This is a genomic window from Gemmatimonadaceae bacterium (genome assembly GCA_020846935.1).
Lineage (GTDB): Bacteria > Gemmatimonadota > Gemmatimonadetes > Gemmatimonadales > Gemmatimonadaceae > RBC101.
Window position 1 is genome coordinate 1 of sequence record JADLCY010000002.1, and the last position, 12054, is coordinate 12054.

Genomic DNA, 12054 nt, shown 5'->3' on the forward strand with positions numbered 1-12054 from the left:
CACGACCAGCCCGGCCCCGTCGCGGACACGAACGCCAGACCCGCGGGCAGCAGGTCGGTGACCGTGGTGGGCCCGGTGGTCGGGTTCGCCGACGGGTTGCTCACCGTCAGCGTGTAGCTCGCGTTGGAACCTACCGTGAAGGAGCCGGTGGCGACCTTGGCGATCGCGAGATCCGGATTGCCCGGAGGAGGGCCGGGGCTGACGGGCACGGTCACCGATGACGTGTCGTTCAGCGGATTCTCGTCGCGCTTCGTCGACACACGCGCGCGGTTGCGTACCGAGGGCACGGCCGCTGGCCCGACGTTGACGGTGAGGATCACCGACGACGTGACGCCAAGCGGGATCGGGGTGGTCGTCGAGCAGGTCACGATGTTCCCCGCCGCGGAACAGCTCCAGCCCGCACCTGTTGCCGATTGGTAGGTGAGGCCCGGGGGCAGCGTATCTCGCACCGTGACCGTGGCGCCGGTGCGCACCGTGCGGTTCTGCACGGCGAGCGTATACGACGCGGTGCTCCCCACGGCGAACGGGCCGTTTGCCGTCTTGGTGATGCCGACGTCGGCCACGATCTCGACCGCTCCCGCATCCACCGCGTGGTCATTCGACGGAACGCCGTCGCCCGGCATGCTCACGTGCGCCCGATTGGTCACCGCGGGCGCGGCCGGAAGGTCCACGTAGACAACAAGCGAAATGGAACTCGAGGCCCGGGCACCCAGCGGCGTGGAACGCTGGCAGGTCACCACCTGCCCCGTGGCACTGCAGGTCCAGCCGCTCCCGGTGGCGCTCACGAATCGGAGTCCAGCTGGGAGTGTGTCGACGACCGTGATCGGGGCCGGCGTCGGCGACGCGGTGGTGTTCGTGACACGCAACCGGTAGGTCTTGTTCCGGAACGTCACGAGGTTGCCGCTGTGCGACTTGTCGATCGCAACGTCGGGCACCGGGCCCTGGAGCGGCGGAACGATATTGGCGGCCGGTTCGGCGCCAGCCGCGGGCGCGAGCGCCACGACAGCCAGCAGCAGTTGGACGAAACGGCGGAGCGAGCGGGACATTGAGGCGGTCGACGAGACGAAGGTGCGGCACGGTCGCGGATCTCCGCGCTGGCCGAACTCGGCCCCCCTGTTCGGAGGGTACCGCCGATCACCTGAGGAAAGTCTCGTGCCACACGCTCGGTGCGGCCGTGCCCGTCAAACGGTCAACGTGCCCGGTCAGAGCGTCCCTGGGACCTGCGCAATGAGGCCGAATGCCGGTGAGCACGCTCCAATCGCTGCGCGCCCACCGACGTCCCACGCTGCCTGCTGCCTCTATGCTGCGAGGGCCAGCGACACGGCTCGGCGCGCGCCGCGCTTGAGGGCCCGATGAACAGCCCGCGCGTACCGCACAAAGTTGGCGCCGGCCCACGGGTATCGGAAAAAGAACTCGATGGGCAGCAGGTCGCCCTTCAGTCGATTGCAGCGGGCGCACGCCGAGACCAGGTTGCCGGGCGCGCTCGTCCCTCCGTGCGCGAGCGGATGGACGTGGTCGAGCGTTGCGACGTCGAGGGCGAGGCAGGTACCGCAGTAGACGCATCGCCGGCCGCAGTCGCGCATGGTGGCGTGCTTCAGCGCGCGCTTGTGGTCACGGAGTCGCACGTGGTGGGGGGTGGTCGCACGCGCGCGCTTGGCGCGCGGGGGCCGTGGGCGGAAGACCCGCAGGACACCGCGCTGGGACATGGCACCTCACGTGAAACGACGACACCCCGCACCGGGCAGGCCGGAGCGGGGTGTTGGGAGGAGGGGAGGCGATGCCACGGCCGCCTGGTGGCGGCAGTCGACGAGGGGCGTGGATGTGTCGATCCGACGCGTGCATTCGCCTCCGGTTGCCTGACGACCCCGTTAGGTGCCTGACGCGCACCACGGAGCCTGCTTAGTTATGCAGTCAACCTCCGGATTGCGCAAGGGCATGTTGCATCCGCGTTATGCACCGGCGGGCGCGTGTTCGCGCGAGCCCCGCTTCACGGGATCGTGCAGCTCCCCGATGATGCGGGCCGCCATCGCGTCCAGCAGGGTGCGATCGGGCATCTCTGAGCCGGCGAATGGCAGCGGCACGTCAAAGCCGTCGTCGGGGCGCCGCGGAATCAGATGCACGTGATAGTGAAAGACGTTCTGCCCGGCCGCTTCGCCGGAGTTCACCACCACGTTCAGGTCGTGCGATCGGGACAAACGCCGCACCACCGGGCCAAGGCGGAGCGCCACATCGAAGAGGTGCATCGCGAGCGCGTGCGGCACGTCATTCAGCGACTCGTAGTGCTCTCGCGGGACGATGAGCACGTGCCCGGGGTTCACGGGCTGGATGTCCATGAACGCAATGGCGCGATCGTCCTCGTAGCAGATACTGGCTTCACCGGCCCCGTGGACGATCTCGCAGAAGATGCAGTGGCGTGTGGCAGTGACGACTCCCATCGGGCCCTCGAAGGCAACGGATACGTGGATGGTGCATTCATGGATGGTGCCAGGCGACCCGGCACCGCGAACCCCATCAAGCAATTGCGCTGACGGGCTTTACGTTCGGCCGATGCGCCTCCCCGCGGCGCTGGTGCCACAACAAGGGCCCACCCTGTGGGAACCGAACCACGAGCGCCGGTCGCACGAGCCCCGACAATAAAGGTTCCACGGGCCCACGATCAGGGATGCCCATGGCTATACTTACCTCCGCCGCCCGATGTCCGCGCGCCCCCTCTCCCCGTCCCCGTGGCCACTCAGACCAATCCCGAGCGCAGCACCACCGCCGGCCTCGACCGTGACCAGCTCGTCAATGCCTACCGCGTCATGTACCTCTCGCGACGCATCGATGACAAGGAGATCCAGCTCAAGCGACAGAACAAGATCTTCTTCCAGATCTCGGGCGCGGGCCACGAAGCGGTGCTGGCGGCGGCTGGCCTGGTCCTGCGCCCGACCTACGACTGGTTCTACACTTACTACCGCGACAGAGCCCTCTGCCTCTCCCTCGGGATGACGCCCGAGGAAATGCTGTACGAGGCGGTTGGCGCCGCCGTGGACCCGAATTCGGGTGGCCGACAGATGCCATCGCACTTCGGGCACAAGGCGCTCAACATCGTGAGCGCGTCGTCGCCAACCGGTACACAGTTCCTCCAGGCAGTTGGCTGCGCTGAAGCCATCCATCGCGCCGCCTCGCTTGGCATGTCCGAGGGCTTCCGTGGCGACGAGATCGTCTACGTCTCCTCCGGCGATGGCACCACGAGCGAAGGCGAGTTCTGGGAGTCGCTCAACACGGCGTGCAATCTCCAGCTCCCCGTCATTTACGTCATCCAGGACAACCAGTACGCGATTTCGGTCCCCGTCGAGGTGAACACGGCGGGAAGCTCGATCTCGAAGCTGGTCGCGTCGTTCCCGGGCCTCTTCATCCAGGAGGTCGACGGGTGTGACTTCCTGGCGTCCTACGAGGTGATGCAGCGCGCCGTGCAACACGTGCGCGACCGAAAGGGGCCGGCCTTCGTGCACGCCCACGTGATTCGGCCGTATTCGCACTCGCTCTCCGACGACGAGGTGCTGTACCGGCCCGCCGAGGAGCGCGAGGCGGACGCCAGGCGCGATCCGCTGACGACTTACCCTGCCTGGCTCGTGGCCAACGGCCACGCGACCGAGGCCCAGCTTGCCGCGCTCCGCGAGGAGGTGGACGCGCAGGTCATGGCCGCCACCGATGACGCGCTCGCCCAACCGCAACCGGACGAGAGCACCGTCTACTTTGGCGTGTATTCGCCGGACGTGGATCCGACGAGCGAGCAATTCGACACCGAAGACGATCCGCAGTTCTCGGGCAACGAGACGACCATGGTCGACCTGCTCAACGCCTGCATGAAGGACGAAATGCGCCGAGACCCGCGCATCGTGGTCTTTGGGCAGGACGTTGCCGATGTCTCGCGCGAGCAGTACCTGGGCAAGGTCAAGGGCAAGGGCGGCGTCTTCAAGGTGACGCACGGCCTGCAGAAGGAGTTTGGCTCGGATCGCGTCTACAACACGCCGCTCGCGGAAGCCAACATCGTCGGACGGGCGATCGGCATGGCGCAACGCGGCTTTGTACCGGTGGTCGAGATCCAGTTCTTCGACTACATCTGGCCGGCCTTCATGCAGATCCGCGACGAGCTGGCCACGATGCGCTGGCGGTCGAACAACAACTTCGCCGCCCCGGTCGTCATCCGCACCACCTACGGCGGCTACATCCGCGGGGCGATCTACCACTCGCAGACCGGCGCCTCGCTCTTCACGCACAACCCCGGGCTCCGCGTCGTCTGCCCCGCCACCGCCCTCGATGCCAATGGGCTGCTTCGCACGGCGATCCGCTGCGAGGATCCGGTGATCTTTCTCGAGCACAAGCACCTGTACCGACAGACCTACAACAAGGCCGCATATCCGGGCGCGAATTTCATGATCCCGTTCGGCAAAGCGCGCATCGTGCGCGCCGGGACCGACGTGACGCTCGTGACCTATGGGGCCACGCTGCAGCGCGCGTTTGCCGCGGCCAACCAGATCGCCGACGAGGGCATCTCCGTCGAAGTCATCGACCTGCGCACGCTGTCGCCATGGGACCAGGAGACGGTGTACGCCTCGGTCCGGAAGACGAGCCGGGTGATCGTGGCCCACGAAGACTCGCTTTCCTGGGGCTACGGCGCCGAGATCGCCGCGCGCATTGCCGACGAGTGTTTTCCGTGGCTGGATGCCCCGGTTCGGCGCGTCGCGTCAACAGACACCTTCGTCGGCTACGCTCCACGACTCGAAGACGCGATCCTTCCCCAGATCGACGACTTTCTTTCGGCCTACCGCGAAATCGCGCGGTATTAGCCCACCGCAACTCGGCGCCTGTGAGTCTCCCGGGGCAGCGTACGCGCTTCCCCGGGGCAGACGTGTGACCTGACGCACCGACGCGTTGCCGCGGTCGGTTCGTATCGTCGGTGGTGGATCCCCACCACCGCCCCCATGCGTTCCATCCGACACGCCGTCCCCGCCATCCTTGCCACCGTCGTTGCGTGCAGCGGTGGCGCGGATAGCCCCTCCGGCCTCCAGTGCTCCGTGGCCTCGGTCAGCGTGGCCCCTGCCACGCAATCGGTCGTGGCCGGGTCGACCGTCGGCTTCGTTGCCTCCGTCGCGCAGTCGAACTGCGCCAACGTCGTCGTCGCGTGGACCAGCTCCAACGCCGCCGTCGCCACCGTCGCTTCCGACGGAACGGTGAGCGGGATCGCTCCCGGACAAGCCACGATATCCGCGGCGTTCCAGGGCTCCACCGGTACCGCCTCGATCACCGTGCTCGCCACCGCCACCTCGGTCACGCTCACCCCGGCGACGGTCTCGGTCCGTCAGGGCGCCAGCGTACAGCTCATCGCCACACCACGTGACGCAGCGGGCGCCGCCATCGCCGGGCGCACCGTGCAGTTCAGCTCCGGCGACGCCGCCGTCGCCTCGGTTAGCACCACCGGGCTGGTTACCGGCATCTCCGCCGGCGACGTCACTGTGACCGCTTCGATCGACGGCAAGGTCGCGACATCCCGCGTCAGCGTGCTCGGCGCGGTCGATCGCATCACCGTCGCCCCGGCCTCGGCGACCCTGCCCGTGGGTGGATTCCAGAATCTGAACGTTGTGATCCATGACGCGGCCGGCCATTTCCTCACCGATCGGACGGTCAGCTTTGCCACGAGCGACGCGTCGATCGCGACCGTGAGCCCGGCCGGACAGGTGACCGGCGTCGCGCCCGGTGGCCCCGTGACGATCACCGTCAGCGCGGAGGGCCGGAGCGCCTCTATGCAGATCACCTTCACCCCGGTAGTCGCCTCGGTCACCGTCGAAGCCGCCGCGACCGGACTCATGGGCGTCGGCGAGACTCGCACCTACTCGGCGGTCGTGCGGAACGCTGCCGGGACTGTGATTTCGTTTCGGCCGGTCACGTGGAGCACGTCGGACACGGCGATCGCGGTCGTGTCGTCGAGCGGCGTGCTGACACCGCGTCGGACCGGGACTGTCACGGTGCGCGCGGCGTCCGACGGCGTGCAGGGCACGCTCGCGCAGCAGATCGTCATCGCCCGTCCCGCACAGCGCGTCGCGTGGGCGCTCGTCCCGCTCGATGCCGCGGGCCAGACCCTCACGGCCTCTGCGCTCAATGCCACCGGCGGCGCCGTGCGGGCGGTTCGTACGGCGACGGGTGAGTACACCGTGACCTTCGCGCGGATGGCGCGACTCGATGCGACGTACGTCGACGTGACGATGATCTCGATGCTGGAGGGCGGCGGTGCGGCCACGCGGTGCCACGCGAACAGCACCCAGAACGCGCCGAACGGCGAGGACCTCGAGGTGCGGCTGACCTGCTATGCGACCGACGGCACCAGGCAGGACTCCTACACGTATGTGCTGGTCGTCGGCAATGGATCGCTCGACGGGCGCCACAGCTTTCTCACGTCGAGCAACGCGAGCGCGAGTCACACACCACCGGCGTCGCAGTCGTGGAGCAGCGCGGGAGCGACCAACAGCGTGTCACGCAGTGCCGCGGGCACCTACTCCGCGGCGGTGAACAACCCCCGGCCGGCGCAGAACACGCCCGAGAACTACTTCGTCTCGACCGTCGGCGATGGATCGACCACGTGCTGGAACGCCGGCTGGTCGTTCGGGACCTTCGTCAACGTGAGCTGCGACAACCTCTCCGCAGCGGGCGACGCCCTCTTCTCCGTGCTGATGCTCGAAGCGGGACGTCCCGGAGCGCGCTACGGCTTCATGTGGAGCCAGGACGCGGCCGGCACGCTCGATACCGATTTCACACCGAGCCTGACGTACCAGCGCACGTCGTCTGGCCAGCCGATCGCCATGCGGCGGACGGCCACGGGTCGGTATCGCGTGAGCGTTCCGGGTCTGAGCCCGGACGTGAACGGCCGGTACGCGCACGTGCAGATCACGCCGTACGGCCAGGAGAACGTGTATTGCAAGGCATCAGCGCCGGCGCCAGGGGGCGGTGACATCGCGATCGTCACGGTGAGCTGTGCCAATCGGGGGTCGCATGCGCCGGTGAACAGCCGTTTCACCCTCCTGCTGATCGACTGATCGAGGCTCTGCACGAGGCGCGCGAAGGCCCGCGCATCGACGAAACCCGCGTGTCGCGCACTGCATGCCGTGCTTGTTTGCCGATGGCTAGGCCAACGACAACCCCGATCGGCAACGTGTTGTCATCCTGCTGAACTTCGAATCCAACCGGCCGCGCCAGCGGAGCGAGGCGCAAGTCGAAGACAAACCGATCTCGTTCGTCTGTGGACAGGCGCCGCAGGGCATCGAGCTGGGTATCGGCAACGCCCAGGTGAAGCTCCATGCTCAGGCCCCTGAGGCGGCTTGCGCCGATGGGCGACCAGAAACTGGTAAGGCCCGCCCTGGACGACAAACGCCCAGGAGACCTGCGCGTCATCCACGCCATCAGCGGCTTCGAAGGCGATGCCTGCCTCGTCGAGCCACGACGACACCTGCGTCCGAAGCAATTCCGCGGTTACGCCTTCAGGCACCTGAACCGCTCGATGACTGCTCACGCTACCAAGGCCTGACAAGGGACCATTGTGGCATCAAGGGTCTCAATCGCCCTCGTGGACATCGCCCTCGCCGGCCCGTGACAGCGCGACGCTGGCCTCGCCGTATCGAAAGGACACCGTCCGACCCGGGACGCAAACGCGTCGTGATGCAGGTTCGGGTGCGTGCGCTTATTCCCCTCCTGGCGACGCTGATGCGCCAGCGTGGCCTGGTCCTCGACCACGTATACGACTACTGGGGAGCGCCTCCCGGCGCCGGGGAGCGTACCGCCCGTCCTCACCCCTGTCGCAGAGGCCCGTCACTCGGGGTTCCCCGAGTTTCCCGCCGCGCGAGGGCTCCCCATCGTGAATGCGTTGCGGGACGCGACTTTGACGCGAGAACCGGGAGGATCGGGGCATGGAGCCGCAGGGGGCACGAGGTATGCAACGGACGACTGGCATGTGGGTGAATGAGGCGCAGCGCGAGCGGATCTTCGAGATGATCGGGACGCACACGGTCACGTATCATCGCGTCCGGAACGCGCGTTTGGAGTTCCAGCGGCGGGTTGCCATGGGCGTTCTGCTCGGCGGGGCGCTCCTCTGGGTCGTCGTCCGGGTCGCGTAGGCCCGAGCGGCCGAAGTCCCGCGGACTGCCGCCCCTCGAATCGTTAGGCGGCGCCGGCGACTCGCGCCCCACCCCCGCCAGCGCTTAGAATCCGGGCTGACCACCCTCGGCCCTCCCCGATGACCGGCCCCTCCCGGCTACGCGCGCTCCTCAGCGGCATCATCGCTCGGCTCACCCTGTACTACGCCGCCCTCTTCGGCCTCGTCTGGGTCGCGTGGAACGTCATGCCGGCCCCCGTGCGCGACTTTCTCGCCCGGAACCTCGGGCCCGTGATGGGAGAGACGCGCATCTCCCGCGACCTCACCGCGCCGCTCCCCTCGGCTCTCCCCTCGATGGAGAGCAGCCACGAGATGGCGATGCTCGCCATTCTCGTTGGCGTGAGTGCCCTCGCCCTCGCCCTCCCCATGGCCTGGGTCTACATGCACACACGACAAAAGAAGGGGTACCAGCAGTCTGTCGTGCATACGATCGTCCTGCTGCCGGCGGTTGTGGCGGCCGTGGCCCTGCTGGTGCGCAACAACATCGGCCTGGCGTTTTCCCTGGCCGGCATCGTCGCCGCCGTGCGCTTCCGCACGACGCTCGATGATTCCAAAGACGCCGTCTTCATCTTCGCGGTCAGTGCGCTCGGCCTGGCGTGTGGCGTGCACCTGGAGTTCGCCGCCGCGCTTTCGCTGATCTTTACGGCGTTGGCTCTCGGGCTCTGGTACACGGACTTCGGCCGCACGCCGCCGGGGCTCGAGGACGCGCGCGCCGAGCAACATTTGCAGCGCGCCTTGCAGATCGCGAACAGGACGAGTCAGTTCGTGGCGCGCATCGACCGCGAGATCCTGGAGGGCATGGCGCCCGCCCAGCTGGAAGCGCTGGCGCAGCGCGTCAAGCGTCGAAAGAACGAAGTTTCGGACGGCACGACGGAGCGATGGGACGCGACCATGCTGATCACGATATCGGACGACGCCGGCCGGCCCGCGGTCGAGCGCATCCTGCAGGAGCGGGCCAAGCGCCATGAGTTTGCCCGTGCGGAGTTTCTCCCCGGTGGGACGCGCCTTACCTATCAGGTGCGGGCGCGACGAGCCATTCCCATTGCCGACCTCGCGACGTTCATCGAGAACGACGCCAGTGAACACGTGACCTCCGTCGAGGTGACCGAGACATGACAGATCACACCGTGGTTCGCGCGGGGCACTTGAGCCGAGCATGGCTCCTCGCGGCGTGCATCGGCGCCGGCTTCCTGCCGGCGGTGTTGCTGGGACAGTCGGAAAAGGGCGCCGGAAAGGGCAAGAAGGACGACAAGCCCATGACGGCGGCGGACAGCGCGCGCGCGGAGGAGGAGAAGCGCATCGACCGCGCCCGCAAGGCGGCATCGCGAGCGCTCTTTGCCAGCACGGATCCGGTGGAGTTCACGCTCATCGCGAACTACGGCGCCATCTCCCGCGACCGGGACACGCTGAGTACCAAGCGGTTCGACGGCGTGGTGGTCGTGAAGGACTCCTCGGGGGCAGACCGGCGAATTCCGGTGCGGCTGCGCACGCGCGGCCACTTTCGTCTGATGGCGCGCAATTGCCGCTTTGTGCCGCTGCGCATCGACTTCCCCGACTCGGGGCTCAAGGACACACCATTCGCCGGACAGAAGGGGATCAAGCTCGGCACCCACTGCCAGAACAACGACGACCGGTACGACGAATACACGCGGCGCGAGTACCTCGCCTATTCGCTGTTCAACGCCGTCACCGATCAGAGCTTCCGGGCGCGGCTCGCCATGGCCAACTACGTGGACTCCGCGTCGGGAAAGAGCGTGGCACGGCGCGTGGCCCTGTTCATCGAGAGCGAAAACGACGTCGGCCGCCGACTGCAGGCCAACGTGCGCGAGATGCGGGGCGCGCTGTTCGACGATCTCGACCTCGACCAGCTCATGAACGTCTCGTTCTTCGAATACGCCATCGGCAACACCGACTTCTCGATCTACTCACTGCACAACATCCGCGTTGCAGCCACAACGACGGGCAGGGTCATCCCCCTGGCCTATGACTTTGATTTCTCCGGGTTGGTGGGGGCGCATTACGCCACGCCGGACCCGCGCATGGGGCTACGATCGGTACGCGAGCGCCGCTATCGCGGCCCGTGCCGACCAATCGAAGCATACCAGGCCGCCGCCGCCCGCTTCATCGCGAAGAAGCCGGCGATGTTTGCGGCCATCGAGGCGGTGCCGGGTTTTTCACGCGATGAACAGAACAACGCACGCAGCTACCTGCAGGATTTTTTCTCGGTGATCGAGAACCCGGGTCGCCTCAAGCGCGAGCTGTTCGATCAGTGCGAGAAGAAGGCCGGCGTGTAGCCTCTCGCAGGAGCGCCATGCAGCCCGCCACGATACGGCGCACGCCGGCGGGCACTTCGCTGTGAGGCGCGAGGCGCCACCCTCTTCCGTTGGCGGCGCCTCGGCTTATTCGAAGCTCGGTTCGTAGGCCTCGGCCGCGCGCGGGCGCATGTTGCCGTGGCGCTCGAGCGTTCGGACACAGGTGTTCCAGCGCAGGATCGACTCATCGTTCCCGGCCGGCCGGATCGACTCCGCCTTTTCGTACCAACCCAGCGCGCGGTCGATCCACTCCCAGGCCATCTCTTCGGCGCGCGGCAGCGCGCGGTGCTGGATGCCCTTGGCCCACCGTTCGCAGATGATGCCGCTGTAGTACGCCTGGCGATACGGATCGGTGAGTCGCGCGACCGCGTCGTTGGCGCGTTGCAGGTCCGCGCCCCGGCCCTCGCCAAACTGGTCCGTGATGGAGAGGACGTGCATGACGATCGCATCGGCGTTGTCGGGCTCGACCGCCAGAACGTCGAGGCAGATGCTCTCGGCCGCAACCGAGTCGTTCAGGACGCGATACCGATGCGCTTTCTGCAGCGCCATCGGCACGCCCTCGCGGGTGATCGGCTTGAGGTGAGGCACGGCGTTATTCGGTGAGAGTGTGGTCAGTCGATGGGCCGATGCGGCGTTCTGTTTCGGCGCAGCCCGCGTGCTCGCCGCGCAACGCGCGTGGTAAACGCGAGCCGCCCGATCCGAGTGAGCAGCGGAGCAGACATCAGTTCCGGATTCACCCTCGAGTGCCCTTGGCCGACTTGCCCCTGAACAGTCGCACCAGCTTGACGACGGGATCGTAGAACTCGTCGACCACACGCTCCTTGAGCGGAATGATCGCGTTGTCGGTGATCGTGATGTGCTCCGGGCAGACCTTCGTGCAGCATTTCGTGATGTTGCAGTAGCCGATGGCCTGGTCTTCCTTGAGGTCCGCGAGCCGGTCTTCGGTGTCGAGCGGGTGCATCTCGAGCGCCGCTGAGTACACAAAGAAGCGCGGCCCGATGAACTCGTCGTGCTTGTGGTGATCGCGCAGGACGTGGCACACGTCCTGACAGAGGAAACACTCGATGCACTTCCGGAACTCCTGCACCCGGTCGACGTCGACCTGCTGCATGCGCCAGGTGCCGTCGGGCGCGTCCGGCGTTCGCGGTCTGAACTTCCTGATCTTCTTCTTGACCTCGAAGTTCCACGACACGTCGGTCACGAGGTCGCGCACGTGCGGAAACGCACGCATCGGCTCGACCGTGATCGGCTTGTCCGTCGGCAGCTCATCCATGCGCGTCATGCACATGAGCCGCGGGCTACCGTTGATCTCCGCCGAGCATGACCCGCACTTGCCGGCCTTGCAGTTCCAGCGGATCGCCATGTCGTTGGCGTGCTCGGCCTGGATCTGGTGCATGGCGTCGAGCACGACCATGCCTTCGGTGACCTCGGTGGTGTAGTCCCTGAAGCCACCGTTCCCGCGTTCGCCCCGCCAGATCCGGAACTGAGTGTTCGGCATGGTGACCAGTGATTGAGCGTCTCCCCGTCCCTCCGCTACCCCGCCGTCCAGCTGACTAT

Annotated in this window: 11 protein-coding genes; 6 read left to right on the plus strand and 5 right to left on the minus strand. The window is 67.1% G+C overall.

Features of this window, described 5'->3' with window-relative positions; translation table 11 throughout:
* The 3 genes from IT361_03930 to IT361_03940 form a co-directional block, all read right to left on the minus strand.
* A partial coding sequence (locus IT361_03930; GenBank protein ID MCC6316819.1) for a DUF11 domain-containing protein occupies positions 1-1046 on the minus strand: 1046 nt, incomplete at its 3' end.
* A gap of 252 nt (positions 1047-1298) precedes the next feature.
* Positions 1299-1625: an HNH endonuclease gene (locus tag IT361_03935; protein ID MCC6316820.1), complete on the minus strand. Its 327-nt coding sequence runs from the start codon at positions 1623-1625 to the stop codon at positions 1299-1301.
* A gap of 324 nt (positions 1626-1949) precedes the next feature.
* Entirely contained in the window at positions 1950-2435 is a 486-nt protein-coding gene (locus tag IT361_03940) for an HIT family protein (protein MCC6316821.1), read from the minus strand.
* A gap of 366 nt (positions 2436-2801) precedes the next feature.
* Between IT361_03940 and IT361_03945 the strand changes: the two genes are divergently transcribed.
* The 6 genes from IT361_03945 (at position 2802) to IT361_03970 (ending at position 10479) form a co-directional block, all read left to right on the plus strand.
* Complete coding sequence (locus IT361_03945) at positions 2802-4832, plus strand: dehydrogenase E1 component subunit alpha/beta (protein ID MCC6316822.1); 2031 nt, start codon at positions 2802-2804, stop codon at positions 4830-4832.
* Positions 4833-4967: 135 nt separating this feature from the next.
* A complete protein-coding gene (locus tag IT361_03950; protein MCC6316823.1) occupies positions 4968-7073 on the plus strand; it encodes an Ig-like domain-containing protein in 2106 nt (701 codons plus the stop codon).
* Between the two features lie 260 nt (positions 7074-7333).
* On the plus strand, positions 7334-7561 hold the full coding sequence (locus tag IT361_03955) for a hypothetical protein (GenBank protein MCC6316824.1): 228 nt from the start codon (positions 7334-7336) through the stop codon (positions 7559-7561).
* 403 nt (positions 7562-7964) lie between these two features.
* Positions 7965-8147, plus strand: a complete 183-nt coding sequence (locus tag IT361_03960; protein MCC6316825.1) for a hypothetical protein — start codon at positions 7965-7967, stop codon at positions 8145-8147.
* Positions 8148-8266: 119 nt separating this feature from the next.
* Positions 8267-9301 (plus strand): DUF4956 domain-containing protein, encoded by a 1035-nt coding sequence (locus tag IT361_03965; protein MCC6316826.1) that lies wholly within the window; start codon positions 8267-8269, stop codon positions 9299-9301.
* Positions 9298-10479, plus strand: coding sequence for a hypothetical protein (locus IT361_03970; protein ID MCC6316827.1), 1182 nt, complete (start codon positions 9298-9300; stop codon positions 10477-10479). Before IT361_03965 ends, IT361_03970 begins: the two co-directional genes overlap by 4 nt.
* A 105-nt stretch (positions 10480-10584) precedes the next feature.
* Here the strand turns inward: IT361_03970 and IT361_03975 are convergent, their stop codons facing one another.
* Positions 10585-11085, minus strand: a complete 501-nt coding sequence (locus IT361_03975) for a hypothetical protein (GenBank protein ID MCC6316828.1) — start codon at positions 11083-11085, stop codon at positions 10585-10587.
* A gap of 145 nt (positions 11086-11230) precedes the next feature.
* Positions 11231-11995, minus strand: a complete 765-nt coding sequence (locus tag IT361_03980; protein ID MCC6316829.1) for a succinate dehydrogenase/fumarate reductase iron-sulfur subunit — start codon at positions 11993-11995, stop codon at positions 11231-11233.
* Positions 11996-12054 lie beyond the last annotated feature (59 nt).